Source organism: Pseudoalteromonas sp. NCCP-2140, assembly GCF_023708065.1.
Taxonomy (GTDB): domain Bacteria; phylum Pseudomonadota; class Gammaproteobacteria; order Enterobacterales; family Alteromonadaceae; genus Pseudoalteromonas.
This window is the reverse complement of sequence record NZ_BRCZ01000001.1, coordinates 265625-283675: the sequence shown is the minus strand read 5'-3', so window position 1 is coordinate 283675 and position 18051 is coordinate 265625. Positions and strand designations below refer to the sequence as shown.

The window sequence follows — 18051 nt, the reverse complement described above, 5'->3', positions numbered from 1 at the left end:
ACAACAGCCTTCGCTTTTTCTCTGCTTTATTTTTAAGCTAGTTTATCTGAAGCCACTTTATAATTTGGATCTTCAATCACATTGACTTCAACTAAATCACGCGCATTGTGTAAAAGTTGAATACAATCAGGGCTTAAATGACGTAAATGCAGTTTCTTACCCACTTTTGCGTATTTGTCTGCGAGACTGTCAATCGCTTCAATCGCACTGTGATCAGCAACACGGCTATGTTTGAATTCAATGATCACGTCTTCTGGGTCATTTTTAACATCAAATAACTCACCAAAGTTCTTAACCGAACCAAAGAATAAAGGACCATGAAGCTCATACACTTTAGAGCCTTGCTCATCGATGTAATTGCTTGTGTAAATGTGTTTAGCATGCTGCCAAGCAAAAACTAAAGCAGAAACAATCACACCCACACATACCGCGATCGCAAGATCTGTTACTACGGTTACACCTGAAACAAGTACGATAACAAAAGCATCAGACTTAGGCACACGCTTCATCATTTTGAAGCTTGCCCACTCGAAGGTACCAAGAACAACCATGAACATAACGCCAACTAAGGCAGCAAGTGGGATCATCTCAATGAGGCTGGCTGCAAAAATAATGAATGCTAGCAGTATTAATGCTGCACTAATACCAGATAAACGTGAGCGACCACCTGAGTTAATATTGATCATAGATTGACCAATCATCGCACAACCACCCATTGCACCGAAGAAACCACAGGTAATGTTTGCAGCGCCTTGACCAATACACTCTTTGTTACTGTGACCACGGGTTTCAGTAATTTCGTCAATTAAGGTCAGTGTTAATAATGATTCAATCAAACCAATCGCCGCTAAAACTAAAGCATAAGGGAAGATAATTTTTAATGTTTCAAGATTAAATGGCACCATAGGAATATGGAACTCCGGCAAGCCACCGGCAATCGTTGCCTGCTCATTACCTGTCATTCCTTTTAAGAAATCAAGTACAGTGCGCGCTTCTAAATCAAAACCAATCACAATCGCTGTTACAGTAACAATGGCAGCTAACGATGAAGGTACAGCAGTGGTTAGCTTAGGTAAGAAATGAATAATAGCCATAGTTAACGCTACTAAGCCAAGCATAATATAAAGTGCTTGCCCTTCCATCCACTGTTGGCCGCCCATACCGTCTGGTACTTTAAATTGCCCAAGTTGAGCTAAGAAAATAACAATCGCAAGACCATTTACAAAGCCCAGCATTACTGGGTGCGGAACCATGCGAATAAACTTGCCGAGCTTGAAGATACCTGCGAGTACTTGCAGTATCCCCATCAATAAGACGGTAGCAAATAAATACTCTACACCATGATCTAAAACTAAACTTACCATTACAACGGCTAGTGCACCGGTAGCACCAGAAATCATACCTGGACGACCACCAAAAATAGCCGTAATTAAGCCAACAATAAATGCGGCATATAAACCAACCAAAGGCTCAACATTAGCAACAAAAGCAAACGCAACCGCTTCTGGTACCAATGCCAACGCAACGGTCAGGCCTGATAGAATATCGTTTTTAGCAGAGCTTGGGGCTTTGCTGAGTAAGTTAAACATTAAGATCCTCTTTATAGTGAATGCATTTCGGCAAGGCGCAGAATTCTAGCAAAATCCGCAAAAGTTAACAATTATTAACAACAAAACGGCTAGTACCTAAAAGCACTAACCGTTTTCGAAAAAATAAAACGTAGTAGAAAAAGATTAAAGAGGTAAAGACGTACTACGCTTAACGCATGTCATGGTCACATTTGAGTGAACTTCTTGAACAAACTCAAGGTTTAGTAGGTTATCACGAACAAACTGCTCATAACCTTCAATACCTTTAGAAATAATTCGAAGCATGAAGTCCATGGTACCCGCCATGCTGTAACACTCCGTTACTTCATCATAGCTCATAATTAAACGCTCAAACTCAGCTAGATTCGTTCTACCGTGGTTAGATAGACGAACATGGGCATAAACTAACATATCAAAGCCAAGCTTTTTCTCGTCAAGCAAAGCAACTTTACCTTTGATATAGCCATCTTGCTCAAGCTTAGCAATACGACGCCAACATGGAGATTGAGATAAACCAACTTTATCGGCAATTTCTGCCGTAGATAAGCTAGCATCCTGCTGTAATAATGCCAAAATTTGGCGATCTACTTGGTTCAGAGACATTTTATTTCTTTTTCTGTAAAAATACTGGTTAAATTATATAACTGATTTAAAAATCAGTCTGCCTATTTTCTACTATTTATGCAAAAAAATTGCAATTTTATACTGATCCACTTACAAACTACTAAGCTATTGTTACGCGTTGGCATTAACCAAAACGTCCGCTAATAAATGGATTGGTTTTTCGCTCATGCCCTACGGTGGTATTCGGACCGTGGCCTGGCAAAATAGCAACTTCATCAGAGAATGATAAAATCTCAGACTTAATTGATTCGATTAATTGCGCACTATCCCCTTTCGGGAAGTCAGTACGACCGACAGAGCCTTGGAAAATCACGTCCCCCACAATCAGCTGTTCTGAACCTTGGTGGTAAAAAACAACATGACCAGGCGTATGCCCTGGGCAATGGCGTACAGATAATTCAAGTTCACCCACTGTGATTGTATCGCCATGATTTAGCCACTTCGTTGGATAAAATGGTGTAATTGGTGCAAAACCAAACATTTGCGCTTGCATTGGCAAGGCATCAAACCAAAATTTATCATCTAAATGTGGGCCAATGATATCAACGCTAAAATGCTCTGCGAGTTGCTTTGCAGCACCCACGTGGTCTAAGTGGCCATGTGTTAAATAAATTGCCTCTAATTGGCAATTTAAAGCAGCAAGTTCTGCTTGAAGTTTGTCTGCATCGCCACCTGGGTCAACCAAGGCCGCTTTATTCGTTTGCTCACAAATGATAATGCGGCAATTTTGCGCGAAGCCAGTAACAGGAACAGCAAGCACTTTCATGTTATTGTCCTTTTTGTAACTGCTCAAACGCCATTAAAATGGGGTATTTTAAATAGCCTTGATCATAAAACGGTGTACGCTCATAAAGCCAATGCAAGCGCGCATCAGCATCTTTTGCAAAGCTTTTATCTTCACGAATTTTTTTATCGAACTCTAAAGCCAATGCAGGTTTTTCTTTTAGCATTTGACGTGCATACGGCATTAAAGCGTAATTCTCAACGTATTCAGTACGCTGAAAAATAGTATTAAACTCGCCCCAAGCAAAGAATGAATCTGGCGCTTCTGGGTGTAGTAAGTGCGTCGCCAGCTCTGAATATGGCTGCTCAGTTGAGACTTTGTACCAGCCGGTCATATCGACATTTTCTACGGTATTGTAATCAAATGTCGCCTCTACACGAAAACGTCCTTCAAAAGGTGCTTTTGCAAATGAATAATCAGCAACGCTTGCTTGGGTTAATGGCTCAGAAACAGTTTCATTAAGTGTCGTTACTTCTACGCCGTGTAATTTAAGCTTACTTACCAATTGGCTATACGCCGGCGGAATATAAAACGCTGTAGGAACGTTAACGGTCTTTTTAACCTCTTTCTGCCAGTAAATAGGCAAAGCGTCATAGTTTTTAACTTCACCTAAATATTTAACTTCAGGTTGCCCTGACAATGCACTTTCAGTTCTTGAATAAGCGATACCTTTAAATTCGATGGTATCTGGCTCTTTTGCATAACCACGTTCAACAACTAATTGTGTCGGTTTGAAATCTAGCTCTTTTTGAACAGCTTCATTAAGGGCTTTATCGTTTGCAGCTAAAGCGTCAATAGCACCATCAATAAATACATAAGTACCTAATACGCGCTGCTTATAAGGTTTTAAAGAGTGGTTCTCAACTAATATTGTTGGTAATGAACGTAAATCACCCCAGCCATTTGAAAAACGTGGTGTTGCCACCCAACCCGCTAAACCTTTTTTAAATTCGCGCTTGTCCATTACAAAAACCAGTGGACCAGGAATATGCCCTGCTTTTTCGAGTTTGGCATCAATAACAGGTTTAAACAAATTATCTAACGCTTGTGACACACTTGGTGATTCACTAGAAAAAACCGGATTATAGCCGTAGGTAACATCATATTGGTAATCAGCACCATCGGTTACATGGACATCCACGTATAAATCTGGCTTAAATTGATTAATAACCTGCATCACACCGCGTACTTCGGGTGTATCCAGCTTAGTGTAATCACGATTTAAATTTAAATTTAGACCATTCGTTCTAAAGCCCATTTCTACTGGGCCACGCTGATTAATACGGTTGTATTGGCTACTACGCTCGTGACCATCAACGTTTAAAATAGGAATAAACAGAATATTGACTTTGCTGAGAATATCGCGGCGTTTACCTGTTGCAATATCGCGTAGCAACATAAACATGGCGTCTTTGCCATCAATTTCACCACTGTGAATGCCTGCTTGAATAAAGATGGTTGGTTTTGTATCAGCAACAAGTTGTTTGGCATCAAACAAACCTTGCTCATTCGCCACTAACATCTTAACCGCACGACCAGCGCTGCTTGTCGCAATAGTCGTTACTTTGAATTGTGTTGGGTTTGCGGCAACAAGGCGATCTACGAACGCCATAGTGTCTGCATAATCAGGCGATAAAGTGCCTTCGCTTAATTCAAAATCTGTGGTTAAAGGTCCTTTTTCTTGCATTAAAGACACACTATCGCCTTGCCATGGCAACAGTGGGGGTAAGTGGCTGTCTAAAGTTACTGCAGCAGATAAAAACACTAAACTCGCAAACATATCACTCTCAAGTGCGGTACTTATTCTATATTGGGGAAATTATAACAACTAATCTGAATGGATTGCGTAAACTGCGGTGATTCAACAAAAAAATGGAGCAAACGACATACGCTATGCAAAATCGTTATTAGTTATGAATATTAATTAAGATCAAAAAAAGGAGCACAAGGCTCCTTTTTAAACTTTATGAAAAGCGAAATTAAGCCGCTAGGCCTTCTTTTGCTTTTGCAACAAGCGCTGCGAATGCAACTTGGTCATAAACAGCGATATCTGCAAGGATCTTACGATCGATTTCTACAGAAGTCTTTTTAAGACCATTGATAAAACGGCTGTATGAAAGACCGTTTTGACGAGCTGCTGCATTGATACGTGCAATCCAAAGTTGACGGAAAGTACGTTTCTTAGCACGACGGTCACGGTAAGCGTATTGACCCGCTTTAGTAACTGCCTGGAAAGCTACGCGGTAAACACGTGAACGTGCTCCGTAGTAACCTTTAGCTTGCTTTAAAACTTTTTTGTGACGTGCACGTGCGATAACACCGCGTTTAACTCTTGCCATTTCTGAAGACTCCTATTAAGCGAATGGTAACATACGTGAAACTAGACCATGGTCATTCTTATGAACCATCATCTTAGGACGTAAGTGTAATTTACGCTTAGAAGTTTTCTTAGTCAGAATGTGACGAAGATGCGCTTGTTTACGCTTGAAACCGCCAGAAGCAGTTTTCTTGAAACGCTTAGCCGCGCCTCTGTGAGTTTTTAGCTTGTAAGCCATTGCAATAACTCCAAATGTATTGCTTAAAAATTAGCAAGCAGGCGAGAGATATAAAAATAGCTCTACTTTTAAGGCCTAACTTACTGCCATAATCCGGTGAAGGTTCACTACAAAAGCAGTGCAACCTTACTTATAACCGGTTATTTCAGGTGAACAGTAAACTGTTACTTGCAGACCTGAAATAAAATCGGTGCGTAATATACCCTGTTTATTGCTTTTTAGCAATAGGTGCCATCATCATAACCATCTGGCGACCTTCAACACGATTTGGGAATGATTCAACTTGTGAAACATCTTCTAAATCGGCTTTAACACGGTTTAATAATTCGATACCAATTTCTTGGTGAGCCATTTCACGACCACGGAAACGGATAGTGATTTTAGCTTTATCACCCGCTTCTAAGAACTTGCGTAAGTTGCGTAGCTTAACCTGGTAGTCACCTTCATCCGTACCTGGACGGAATTTGATTTCTTTAACCTGGATTTGCTTTTGCTTTTTCTTTTGTTCTTTTAGTTCTTTGCTTTTTTCAAAGATGAACTTACCGTAGTCCATAACCTTACAAACAGGTGGCTCAGCATTAGGACTGATTTCTACAAGATCTACACCCGCATCATCAGCGATAGCTTGCGCCTCTTTTAATGACACGATGCCAGCTTGCTCGCCGTCGATGCCAATTAAACGAACTTCTTTAGCTGTAATATCTTCGTTGATACGATTTTTTTGAGCTGTTTGTTGCCCTTTCTTGCCGCCTCTAATGGTACGATCCTCCAAGAATATAAAATAAAAAGCGTGTAGTTGGCTGTTTGTTTTGCCCTACACGCTCATGATTTATTGTCGATTTTTAATTTCTTCGCTTACTTTTGCAATGAAATCATCAACACTAAATTTGCCTAGGTCTTCACCTGTGCGAGTGCGTACTGCCACTTCTTGTTGTTCAACTTCTTTATCGCCAACAACAAGTAAATATGGAATACGTTTTAACGTATGTTCACGGATTTTAAAGCCAATCTTCTCATTTCTCAAGTCAGCAGCGGCTCTAATTCCAAGTTTATTTAATTTTTGTACAATTTCTTGCACATAATCTGCTTGTTTGTCCGTGATGTTCATGATCACAACTTGCTTAGGAGCAAGCCACGTTGGGAACAAGCCAGCGTATTCTTCAGTTAAAATACCGATGAAACGCTCAATTGAACCTAAAATCGCGCGGTGGATCATAACTGGTGTACGACGTTCGTTATTTTCAGCAACATAAGTTGCACCTAAACGACCTGGTAATGCAAAGTCTAGCTGTACAGTACCACATTGCCATGCACGGTCTAAACAGTCATAAAGTGTAAACTCAATCTTAGGACCGTAGAATGCACCTTCACCTGGTAGGTAATCAAACTCAATGTCGTTTGCTTTTAATGCATCAGCTAGCGCAAGCTCAGCTTTATCCCACATTTCATCTTCACCGATACGCTTTTCTGGACGAGTAGATAGTTTTACAACGATCTTCTCAAAACCAAACGTTTCGTATGTGTCGTAAACCATTTTGATACATGCAGAAACTTCATCCATGATTTGCTCTTCAGTACAGAAGATATGCGCATCATCTTGAGTAAAGCCACGTACACGCATTAAGCCGTGTAATGCACCTGATGGTTCGTTACGGTGACAACAACCAAACTCAGCCATACGTAATGGAAGATCACGGTATGATTTTAAACCTTGGTTAAAGATTTGTACGTGACCCGGACAGTTCATTGGTTTGATTGCGTATTCACGCTTTTCAGATTCAGTTGTGAACATCGCATCTGCGTATTTATCCCAGTGACCTGATTTTTCCCATAAACCACGGTCCATCATTAATGGGCCTTTAACTTCTTCGTAATCGTACTCACGTAATTTTTCACGAACGAAGTCTTCTAGTTCACGGTAAATGCTCCAGCCATCGTTGTGCCAAAAAACCATGCCTGGCGCTTCTTCTTGCCAGTGCCATAAATCAAGCGCTTTACCAATACGACGGTGATCACGTTTTTCAGCTTCTTCTAAGCGTTTTAAATACGCTTTAAGTTGCTTTTTATCTGCCCATGCAGTGCCGTAGATACGTTGCAGCATCTTGTTTTCAGAATCACCGCGCCAATAAGCACCTGCCACTTTCATGATTTTGAAATGTTGACAGAACTTCATGTTTGGAACGTGTGGACCACGACACATGTCGATGTATTCTTCGTGATGGTATAAGCCTGGACGATCATCTTTCGCGATGTTCTCGTCTAGAATTTCCATTTTATAGGTTTCACCACGCGCTTCAAAAGTATCGCGTGCTTCTTGCCAGCTTACGGTCTTTTTAACAACGTCGTAGTTTGTTTTAGCAAGCTCAAGCATACGCTTTTCGATAGCATCTAAATCATCTTGGCTTAAAGAGTGTTCCATATCGATATCGTAATAGAAACCGTTATCGATGGTCGGACCGATTGCCATTTTTGCTTCAGGGAAAAGCTGCTTAACTGCATGACCAATAAGGTGCGCACATGAGTGACGGATAATCTCTAAACCATCATCATCTTTTGCTGTGATAATTTCTAAACGCGCATCTTCAGTGATTAAGTCACATGCATCAACACGAGTACCATTAACACGGCCTGCAATCGTTGCCTTGGCAAGACCTGGACCGATATCGCTCGCTACGTCATATGTACTTACTGGGTTTTCAAAACTACGCTGACTGCCGTCAGGGAGGGTAATAACTGGCATTATAAATCCTTAATACAGTGGTGATGCCTACAATGCATCACATGTAATATTTTTAAAAAAATTTTATGTAACTCTGCAACGCTTTTACGAATAAGCATTGCTATTTAAGCTTGTATTTACTGAGTCTTCGCAAATACAAGCATCTATTGTCGCTGCTCACGTGCTCAAATACAAGTAGTTAGAAGACTAAATTGACAATTAGTTAAGTCATTTCATACTTAGTGAGTCAGTACTTTTAGAGTGATGAAAATGCCAAACACGCGTACGTTCAAATTCGCAACGTTTAATTTATTAAATTACACCGCGCCACCCTACTCGTTTTACCAATTACATGAACGCTATAACAATACGCAATGGCAGCAAAAACAATTGTTTGTAGCTAATTTCTTAAATGAGGCAAACCCTGATGTGGTGGCGTTTCAAGAAGTGTTTAGTCAGCATGCTCTAGAAGTGCAATGCAAAGAAGCGGGATATGATTATTTTAAAACGGTCGATAGCCCGTCCCATGATAGCCTTTATCCGCAAGTGTTATTCAATCCTGTGGTTGCGATTGCCAGTAAATACCCGTTTAAATCGGCCGATGCACTATCGCCATGCCCTGAATTACTTGAGTACTTAAACAATCAAAATGAGTTCAAATTTAACCGCACACCGATTAAATGTATGATTGATTTACCTGATTTTGGTGAAGTCTGCTTTTATGTTGTTCACTTTAAGTCACAACGTGTGCAATCAATGGCGCATATTCTTAATATTCATAACCTTGAAGATCCGCTGCTGCAGTTGTTACACCAGACTGTGGGTACCATGCAGTCTCAAATATCGCGTTCATTGGAAGCATCTATTGTTTATTATGATGCGCTAAAAACCCAACGCGAAAAGCAATGTGCAACGCTCGTTATGGGTGACTTTAACGATGTACTTACTAGCCCTACTTTATCGTTTATGACACAAGGGTTTCATCCTACACGCTGTGAGCCCTGCATAGAACATAACGAACCCGTTGTTGGCCTCACCGACAGCTATGAGTTTAGCCGCTCGTTTTATGATAATAAAAACAAACCCTTTAGCCATTATTATCAAGGGAAAGGGAATGTATTAGATTATATTCTTGCCTCTGCACATTTTAATCCCGATTGCCAAGTTTCAAAGGTGAAAGCACTCGACTATGAAAGTTATGACAAGCATATTTCCCCTACACAACTGACCGAAGACATTAGTGTAAGTGACCATAGTGTTATCGCTATAAAAATTCATTTTTAAAGCAACTGTTTTTCATAACGTTACTTGCTATAATTGCGCAAATTAAGTTATTTAGAGAATGACCATGAGAACATGCGGTGTAGAAATTACAGGTAGCGACGTACTACTGTGTATTTTAACCAAAGACAATGACGTATTTGATATCCGTGATGTCAGACAAACACGTTTTACCTTAGGTAACGGTAATGACACAGAAGTAATGCGTAAATTCCAATTTGATTTCAAAAAATTAATGGAAGATTACCAAATTGACTCTGTAGCAATCAAAGAGCGCCAAGCTAAAGGTAAATTCGCTGGTAGTGCGAAAGGTTTCAAAATGGAAACGGCTATTCAGTTAATCGAGCACTTAGATGTGCAAGTTTTATCTGCAACTGAAATCAAAGAGCAGCTTAAGCGCAACCCAGTACCTATTGATTTTGAAGACACAGGCCTGAAAAAATTCCAAGAAAACGCATTCATTAGTGCTTACGTGTACATCATGCGTAAAACTTATAAGCAAGATGAGCCAAAAGCTTAATTTCTGCTTATTCTTAAAAGAACGTGCTACGGCACGTTTTTTTATACCTCAAAACCCATTCTTTATTCTGCTTTATTAAAATTACACTCTGTACATTAGTCTTATAAAGCTTTTCTTTGTCGACAATCTATGTTTAGTTAATCAGGTACGCATGTTTTGAAATCATCCTAAATGATTATTTCAATTCTTTTGCATCAAGTCCATGACAACAAATTAACCGGACACGGAGAATACAATGCAGACAAAGAACACACACTGTAATGCGCTTCCACTTACTCAAAGCTATTATCAAGGCCGTACAGACATTCCATTGATAGAACAAACAATTGGACAGTACCTTGACAATATTGTCGACAATTACCCTGATCATCCCGCAATTGTGGTTCATCATCAACAGATCCGATTAACCTATAGACAATACCAGCAGCAGATTAACCAGTTAGCAATGGGATTATTATCACTTGGCGTAAAACCTGGCGACCGGGTTGGTATTTGGTCTCCTAACAATATTGAATGGTGCTTAACCCAATTTGCTACAGCCAAGATTGGTGCAATTATGGTGTGCATCAACCCTGCATACCGACCAAGCGAATTAAAATACGCACTCAATAGTGTTGAGTGTTCAACACTTATCACAGAAAGTGAATTTAAAGCCAGTAACTATATAAGCATGCTCAATGAGCTCGCACCGGAACTTAAAGATTCACAAGCAGGTGAATTAAATTTAAACGCCCTGCCACACCTAAAAAATATAATTCGTATTGGTGATGAGCCTGCTACTGGCATGTTTAGCTTCAGCGATATCATGCAACGCGCAACAGATGCCCATAAGCTAGAGCTTGATGCAATAGCTGCTACTTTAAGCTGTGACCAAGATATCAATATTCAATTTACTTCTGGTACTACGGGTAATCCAAAAGGAGCGACCTTATCGCATAAAAACATCCTCAATAACGGATTTTTGATGGCCCAAGCGATGAAGCTGACACATGAGGATAAACTCTGTATTCCTGTACCGCTATATCACTGCTTTGGTATGGTGCTTGGCAATTTAGTATGTATAAGTAAAGGTGCTACCGCAGTTTTTCCGGGTGATTCTTTCGACCCTAAAACAACCCTAGAAGTTGTTGAAAAGGAACGCTGTACAGGCCTGCATGGTGTTCCAACTATGTTTATCGCCGAGTTAGAGCTTAAAGATTTTGCAAACTATGACTTATCTAGCCTTCGAACAGGCGTAATGGCCGGCTCAACCTGCCCTGAGCAAGTTATGCGTAAAGTTCACTCATTAATGCATATGAAAGAAGTTGTAATTGGTTATGGCCAAACTGAGTGTAGCCCTATCAATAATGTGACCGAAACAGACTCGCCTCTCGAAAAACAAGTTACCACAGTGGGCCGTGCATTAGCCCATACTGAAGTGAAAATTATCGACGAGCTGGGTGATATTCAAAAAGTTGGCATACCGGGTGAAGTATGTAGTCGTGGTGCTGGAATTATGCGCTGCTATTGGAATGATGAAGAGAAAACGAAAGCAACAATTGATCAAGACGGTTGGTTACATTCTGGAGACTTAGGTGTGATGGACGAAGATGGCTTTGTTGCTATCGTTGGCCGAATAAAAGACATGATCATCCGTGGTGGTGAAAACATTTACCCAAGAGAAATAGAAGAAGTTCTCTACACCTACCCAGGTATTCAAGATGCAGCTATATTTGGCATTAGCGATGCCAAATACGGTGAAGAAGTATGCGCTTGGATCCAACCTAAAGATGATGCAGTACTTGATGAAAATGCCATTCGTGATTTCTTAAAAGATAAACTAGCCTATTTCAAAGTACCAAAGCACATCCGCTTTGTTGAAGAATACCCAATGACAGTAACAGGCAAACTTCAAAAATTTAAAATGCGCGAACAAATGCAAGAACTCCTAAGCGAAAAAGCCTTTTCGTAATCATTTACTTGCAAAATACAACCTAAATTAAAAAGCTCAGCCCGCCTGAGCTTTTTAATTTATTAAGACACCCATATTAAATTAAGACGCCCATATTTATTTAAGGAGTTAACCGAGCTTCATATCTAAAGAATAAATTTAAGAAGACACCCAACTTAATATTTCTCACTTCACAAAATTATAACTAAACTTAAATTGTTCAACTCAAGGAGGAGAAGAGCATGGCAACCCCACGTAGAAACTTAATTAGCGTTTCAAACACGCCTTATTATCACTGCATTTCACGTTGCGTTCGTCGCGCCTATTTGTGCGGACAAGACCCACTAACGGGTCGTTCATATGAACACCGGCGCGATTGGATTGAAAAGAAACTACTTCAACTTGGCAGGATATTTTGTATTGATATTTGCGCCTATGCGGTTATGAGTAATCACACTCATTTAGTACTGCACATCGATATAGCAAAAGCTAAGCGTCTCAATAATAAAGCGATTCTGATTAGGTGGCACAAGTTATTTAAAAGTACATTCCTTTGCCAACGGTTCTTAAATGGCGAATTGCTAACACAAGCAGAGCTCGCTGCGGTTAATGTCAGAGTAAATTTATATAGAGAAAGGCTAAGCAGCATTAGTTGGTTTATGCGAGTTCTTAATGAGGGTATTGCACGAAAAGCGAATCAAGAAGATGAGTGCAATGGACGGTTTTGGGAAGGTCGCTTTAAATCACAAGCTTTACTTGATGAAGCTGCACTTGCTGCATGCCTTGCTTATGTTGATTTAAACCCAGTAAGAGCAAAAGCGGCCGATTTACCTGAGCAATCTGACTACACCAGTATTAAATCTAGATTTAATGCAGCTCAAAATAATAAGCAACCAACATCGCTTATGCGCTTTGCAGGTAAAACACGTAAACATATGCCTAAGGGACTACCATTTGAGCTCAAGACATATCTGCAACTTATTGATTGGACTGGGCGCTCAATACGAGAAGATAAGCCCGGGAAAATCCCAGAAGAGGCATTACCAATACTCGAAAGGTTAAACATTTGTACAGAAAACTGGCTTACACTCACCACTTCCTTTACCCGCTCATTTAAAAATACTGCAGGTAAAGAACAAGCAATCACAGCTTATACTAATCACATGAAGCGAAAACGAAGAAGCTCAATAACTAATAGCCAAGCTTTGTTTTGCTAAACACTTAAACTTTTCATTTACTACTTTTATTCATCTATTTTAAAAAACAGAAAATTTCTGCGTACTGAATTTAATTTCATCTAGAATTAAATAACTAATTTTTAAATTTAAATAACAACAAAGAACTAAACATAATTTGTACATAAATGAACTCAACCAAAAGCTGTGGCTATCTACTTTTTACATACTAAAAGTGGGTGTCTTTTTATAAAAATGGATGTCTCTTTAATTCGCTTTAATTCCCTTTAATTCTATACGTTACACTACACCTTGTTTTAACATAGCATCTGCAACTCGTTCGAACCCTGCTATATTCGCACCAAGGACCAAGTCATGTTCATTCGAGTACTGTTTGGCGGTAGCTGAAATTGTATCGAAAATAGACTTCATAACTTGTTGAAGTTTCTCATCAACTTGCTCAACTCGCCACTTTTGCATACTGGCATTTTGAGCCATTTCAAATTGACTGGTAGCAACTCCACCAGCATTTGCAGCCTTACTTGGACCTAAAAATACATCATTGTCTTTAAACACTTTTAACGCATCAGCTGTGGTCGGCATGTTTGCACCCTCGCATACAACAGAGCAGCCATTTTCAACCAAAGCTTCAGCATCTTTTTCGGTAATTTCATTTTGAGTTGCACAAGGAAGTGCAATATCCGCCTCATATCGCCATACATGATGTCCGTCGCTAGGGTATTGATTTACAGGCGTAAACTCAGCATCTTTGTGCTCGTTCAAATAATCCCTAAGCTCAGCACCTTGTTCATTTTTTAAGTGTTTTACAAGAGCCACATCAAGCCCATCTTTACAATACAAGGTCCCTTTTGAATCACTACAGCTAAGAATAACAGCATCGTATTGGTCAAGCTTATCCATCAAATACAATGCTACATTACCAGCACCAGAAACTAGGCATCGCTTACCTCTTAAAGAATCGCCTTTAGCATCTAGCATGGCACTTAAAAAATATACAACACCATAGCCAGTAGCTTCGGTTCTCAGTGAAGAACCTGCCATAATCTCAGGCTTGCCAGTTAACACTCCTTCAAATTGATTTGTTATCCGTTTGTATTGACCGAATAAATAACCAATTTCTCTCGCCCCAACGCCAATATCACCAGCAGGTACATCTGTGTTAGCACCTATGTGACGATAGAGTTCAGTCATATATGACTGACAAAAACGCATAATTTCATTGTCACTTTTCCCTTTAGGGTTAAAATCAGCACCGCCTTTAGCGCCTCCTAATGGCAAACCTGTGAGTGCATTCTTCAAAACTTGCTCAAAGCCTAAAAACTTCACCACACTTTGATTTACACTCGGATGGAATCTCAAGCCTCCCTTATATGGGCCTAGAGTTGAGCTAAATTCGATTCTAAAACCACGGTTAACTTGCACTTTGCCGTTATCATCAAGCCAAGGAACCCTGAATATTGCTTGCCTTTCAGGCTCAACTAACCGCTCTAGAATTGCCTGCTGTTGATATTCACTGTTACCTTCTACTACCTGATTTATTGATGAAAGCACTTCTTCAACAGCTTGATAAAACTCAGGCTCATTTGGATTAGACTCTTTAACTGATTGCAGTACCTCTTCGATATATTGCATTACAAAATCCTCTTTCAAGCTGTTGAAAATATTCAGTCTATTAGAATTAAACTGACTAAGACATAATATCGATCACTCATGTTTAACGAATAGTGAACACCGCTGATTGCTCCCCATCATATTGCCACTCAAAACGCAGTGATTCATTTTGAGAATCATAAAACCAAACTTCTGCCACAAGCTCTAAGGCACTATTTGCCAGCATCACAGTCGACGTTAATTTGCTTTACTTTAAAGGTGCCTGCAATAAGCATTAATTTTAATCAGCTTTATTAACAATGAAAAAATTGTTGAAGCTCATAGCGAACTGGGAGGTGTCCGCTATGACCTAGCAATTCCTATTTAGTTGATTTGTCTGGCCATTCAAACGCGCCAACATCACCAGGAAAAACAACCGGTGATTCAATACCGTCTTTGTTTACAGCGGCAACACCAAAATAGTAGTTATCGATAACAACATTTTTCAGTGTTGCTTCGGTGACGTTGCCAACATCGCGGCTAAATTGCCATTGTGGCTCACTGGTGTAACGCCAATAAATTTTATAACTGACCACCGTTGGATCATCACTTTTATGCCACGCTAATGTTGTACTTGGCTTTACTGCACCTGAAATACTAACGCCCGTTGGTGGCGCTGGAGCCCATGCCATTGAAGCCATTGTCACTGCATTAAGTGACGTTAATTTCGCCGCATAGGCAAAATCTACATGGTCAATGGTGTCACCGTAGGTAATACCATTTTCAGTACACAAGTCTTGATGCTGTTGATTATAGTTTTCGTTAGTTTCCATTATACGCACAGCGGCAAAGCCAACATCGTTAAATGGACGGTGATGCCCTCCTCGACCAAAACGATCGAGTCGATATACCAACATGGTATCTAGATTTTCAATGTAGCGATCTGCGATTGTATCAATGTAACGCGCTAGGTTACGACTTGCAGAGTCAACTTCACCACCGGTAAAACGGCGTTTATGGGCTTGCTCTTTGGTTTCTATAACGCGAGTGCCTTCAGAGAAGATACGTGCAGTTGTGTTATCTGTTACTCCATTAATGCCGGTTGAATTACCAATCATGTCGTTGTTTAAAACACCATGAACACGCCAATTATGCTCTTGTGCATATTTAGCTAAAATTTTACCGCCAAACAAGCCTTGCTCTTCACCAGATAAAGCTGCATAAACAATTGAGCCATTAAATTTATACTTTGATAAAACACGCGCCGATTCCAGCACGCCAGCCACACCAGATGCATTATCGTTAGCCCCTGGCGCATCTGAGGTATAGTCCATTACATCAGACACTCTCGAGTCAATATCACCCGACATCATAACCATACGGTTCGCATCAACTTGACCGCGCTGAATAGCCACGATATTGACAACTTCAACAGGGTTTGGAATACGCTTTTCACCAGAAATAGTGTCTTTTACTTCGATGATTTCTAGGCAGTTACCGCAGGCTTTAGAAATCGCCTCAAACTCAGACTTGATCCAACGTCTTGCAGCACCAATACCACGTTTATTTGATTTCGTCTCAGAGAGAGTATGGCGAGTGCCAAAATCAACCAGCGTTTGAATATCTTGCTCTATACGTGTTTTAGAAACAGCATTTGCAATATCATGCAAAGCTTGTTGATCTTTATATTGAGGTGTTGTGGCATGAGCTGCCGAGATCAATAACAGCGATGAGCTAAACAAAGCACCCGTTGTTGTTATTATTTTACGCTTAAACATAGTTTCACTCCTTCAATGAATCATTAAAGGCTAACTAATATTTCATTTCGCGCAATAGTTATGAGTTAGAAAACAAATTACTAGGTTGAAACCATATACCAGCAGTGATCTAAGGTAAATTACCTTGTTTTTTTAGCGCCGGGTAACTTTATTCCTTCATTATAAAACACCATGCGATTACCCCCTTCATACTTTGCTTTGTACATGGCTTTATCGGCACACTGAATGAGATATTCTGCGTCACCATAATGCTCGGGGAACAATACGGCACCAATACTTGGCGAGTAAATAAGCTCTGCATCGTTATAAATTAAGGGTTGGCAAATCTCAGCTATCAATTCATCAACCATTTCGATGACGTCTTTTTTGTGTTTAATGCTATTGAGGATACCTACAAACTCATCGCCCCCTAAGCGCCCTACACTGTCTTCTTTTTTGAGAAAATGACGAATACGCATGGCAATGGTTTTTAATAGTTTGTCGCCAGCGCCATGACCATGAATATCATTGACTTGCTTAAAGCCATCAATATCGATAAACAGTACTGCAATCACGGTTGAAATGGTGTTAGCAATCGACAATGATTCTTCAAGCTGGGTGGTTAAGAAACTGCGGTTGGGAAGATCGGTCAGAGGGTCGTGCCCTGCCATATAAATCAGTTTTTGTTCGAGCTTTTTTTGCTCTGTAATGTCATAAGCAATAGCTACTCTAACTTGCTTTTCTTTAGACCAATAAACAGACCACAAAACGTGCACTACTCGGCCATCTTTTCTAACCCAGCGGTTTTCAAATCGTGGGTGCTGATCATTAACCACTATTTGATTAATGGCATTGATGGTTTTGGCTCTGTCTTCTGGATAGACAAAGTCGAGCATGTTTCTATTGATGGCTTCTTCTGGCGCGTATCCGAAAATTGTTTCAAAGGCTGGATTAGTAAAAAGTAACGTGCCTTTGGCATCAACTACGCATACTGCATCGAGTAGAAGCTCAATAATGTCTGACAAATAATCCGAGGTATCTTTGTTCATACGCAACTTTTAAGCTAGGTCTACACTGAGTATAGACGAAACCTAACAAGTCACTGAAAGTTTAGACCTTAGTTGGATATAACTTTTTGCAAAGCCAAGCTGAAATAGCGCTAAATACCGCAATACCCGCAAAGTCAGCAATTAAATCGACAAAGTCTAGCGTTCGAGATTCGACAAAATTCTGGCTTAGCTCTTCTAAAATCACAAATGTACTAACAATCAACACTGCTAAATAAATAGGCCGCCCAGCAACGTTCATTGTTTTAAACTTAAAGGCAAGATTGATGAATAGCGTAAGTAGTCCAAATAAACAAAAATGCCCCAACTTATCACCGTAAGGAATTGCCGCAACGAGTTCGAAAAACACCGACTTTTGCCCAGTATTGGCAAGATAGATAACCCAACCAATAAAACCAAAAAAGCCGATAGCAATTAACACAAGAATACGTTGAAACAT

The 18051-nt window shown here is 40.0% G+C and carries 17 protein-coding genes; 4 read left to right on the top strand and 13 right to left on the bottom strand.

From position 1 onward, the window contains the following. Positions 1 to 32 precede the first annotated feature (32 nt). From NFU46_RS01395 to thrS, 8 genes are all read right to left on the bottom strand, one after another. Positions 33 to 1589 carry a SulP family inorganic anion transporter gene (locus NFU46_RS01395; protein WP_251598982.1) on the bottom strand — a complete coding sequence of 519 codons (1557 nt, stop codon included), beginning with the start codon at positions 1587 to 1589 and terminating at the stop codon, positions 33 to 35. Positions 1590 to 1733: 144 nt separating this feature from the next. Further along, positions 1734 to 2192 (bottom strand): Lrp/AsnC family transcriptional regulator, encoded by a 459-nt coding sequence (locus NFU46_RS01390; protein ID WP_036968198.1) that lies wholly within the window; start codon positions 2190 to 2192, stop codon positions 1734 to 1736. 145 nt (positions 2193 to 2337) lie between these two features. Continuing rightward, the gene (locus tag NFU46_RS01385) at positions 2338 to 2979 is read right to left on the bottom strand and encodes an MBL fold metallo-hydrolase (protein WP_251598979.1); all 642 of its coding nucleotides are present in this window, start codon (positions 2977 to 2979) and stop codon (positions 2338 to 2340) included. A 1-nt stretch (position 2980) separates the two neighbouring features. Then, positions 2981 to 4777, bottom strand: coding sequence for a M14 family metallopeptidase (locus NFU46_RS01380; RefSeq protein ID WP_251598976.1), 1797 nt, complete (start codon positions 4775 to 4777; stop codon positions 2981 to 2983). Positions 4778 to 4976: 199 nt separating this feature from the next. Further along, positions 4977 to 5336, bottom strand: a complete 360-nt coding sequence (rplT, locus tag NFU46_RS01375; protein ID WP_036968189.1) for a 50S ribosomal protein L20 — start codon at positions 5334 to 5336, stop codon at positions 4977 to 4979. A gap of 15 nt (positions 5337 to 5351) precedes the next feature. Next, positions 5352 to 5552, bottom strand: a complete 201-nt coding sequence (rpmI, locus tag NFU46_RS01370; protein ID WP_054554888.1) for a 50S ribosomal protein L35 — start codon at positions 5550 to 5552, stop codon at positions 5352 to 5354. A gap of 208 nt (positions 5553 to 5760) precedes the next feature. Next, positions 5761 to 6324, bottom strand: coding sequence for a translation initiation factor IF-3 (infC, locus tag NFU46_RS01365; protein WP_082389338.1), 564 nt, complete (start codon positions 6322 to 6324; stop codon positions 5761 to 5763). Positions 6325 to 6381: 57 nt separating this feature from the next. Further along, positions 6382 to 8292, bottom strand: coding sequence for a threonine--tRNA ligase (gene thrS / locus NFU46_RS01360; protein WP_063529252.1), 1911 nt, complete (start codon positions 8290 to 8292; stop codon positions 6382 to 6384). Positions 8293 to 8541: 249 nt separating this feature from the next. Between thrS and NFU46_RS01355 the strand changes: the two genes are divergently transcribed. From NFU46_RS01355 to NFU46_RS01340, 4 genes are all read left to right on the top strand, one after another. Beyond that, a complete protein-coding gene (locus NFU46_RS01355; protein WP_251598972.1) occupies positions 8542 to 9555 on the top strand; it encodes an endonuclease/exonuclease/phosphatase family protein in 1014 nt (337 codons plus the stop codon). A gap of 64 nt (positions 9556 to 9619) precedes the next feature. Continuing rightward, entirely contained in the window at positions 9620 to 10072 is a 453-nt protein-coding gene (locus tag NFU46_RS01350) for a DUF3010 family protein (RefSeq protein ID WP_175078269.1), read from the top strand. A 235-nt stretch (positions 10073 to 10307) separates the two neighbouring features. Continuing rightward, the gene (locus NFU46_RS01345; protein WP_251598968.1) at positions 10308 to 12023 is read left to right on the top strand and encodes an AMP-binding protein; all 1716 of its coding nucleotides are present in this window, start codon (positions 10308 to 10310) and stop codon (positions 12021 to 12023) included. A gap of 221 nt (positions 12024 to 12244) precedes the next feature. After that, the gene (locus NFU46_RS01340) at positions 12245 to 13219 is read left to right on the top strand and encodes a transposase (protein ID WP_251598966.1); all 975 of its coding nucleotides are present in this window, start codon (positions 12245 to 12247) and stop codon (positions 13217 to 13219) included. Between the two features lie 258 nt (positions 13220 to 13477). Here the strand turns inward: NFU46_RS01340 and gdhA are convergent, their stop codons facing one another. The 5 genes from gdhA to NFU46_RS01320 form a co-directional block, all read right to left on the bottom strand. Beyond that, a complete protein-coding gene (gene gdhA, locus NFU46_RS01335) occupies positions 13478 to 14830 on the bottom strand; it encodes an NADP-specific glutamate dehydrogenase (RefSeq protein ID WP_251598963.1) in 1353 nt (450 codons plus the stop codon). A gap of 82 nt (positions 14831 to 14912) precedes the next feature. Continuing rightward, positions 14913 to 15035: a hypothetical protein gene (locus tag NFU46_RS20435; protein ID WP_285835528.1), complete on the bottom strand. Its 123-nt coding sequence runs from the start codon at positions 15033 to 15035 to the stop codon at positions 14913 to 14915. 133 nt (positions 15036 to 15168) lie between these two features. Further along, positions 15169 to 16566 (bottom strand): M28 family metallopeptidase, encoded by a 1398-nt coding sequence (locus NFU46_RS01330; RefSeq protein WP_251598961.1) that lies wholly within the window; start codon positions 16564 to 16566, stop codon positions 15169 to 15171. Positions 16567 to 16685: 119 nt separating this feature from the next. Continuing rightward, positions 16686 to 17594: a GGDEF domain-containing protein gene (locus NFU46_RS01325; RefSeq protein WP_251598957.1), complete on the bottom strand. Its 909-nt coding sequence runs from the start codon at positions 17592 to 17594 to the stop codon at positions 16686 to 16688. Positions 17595 to 17655: 61 nt separating this feature from the next. Next, complete coding sequence (locus NFU46_RS01320; RefSeq protein WP_175081879.1) at positions 17656 to 18051, bottom strand: VanZ family protein; 396 nt, start codon at positions 18049 to 18051, stop codon at positions 17656 to 17658.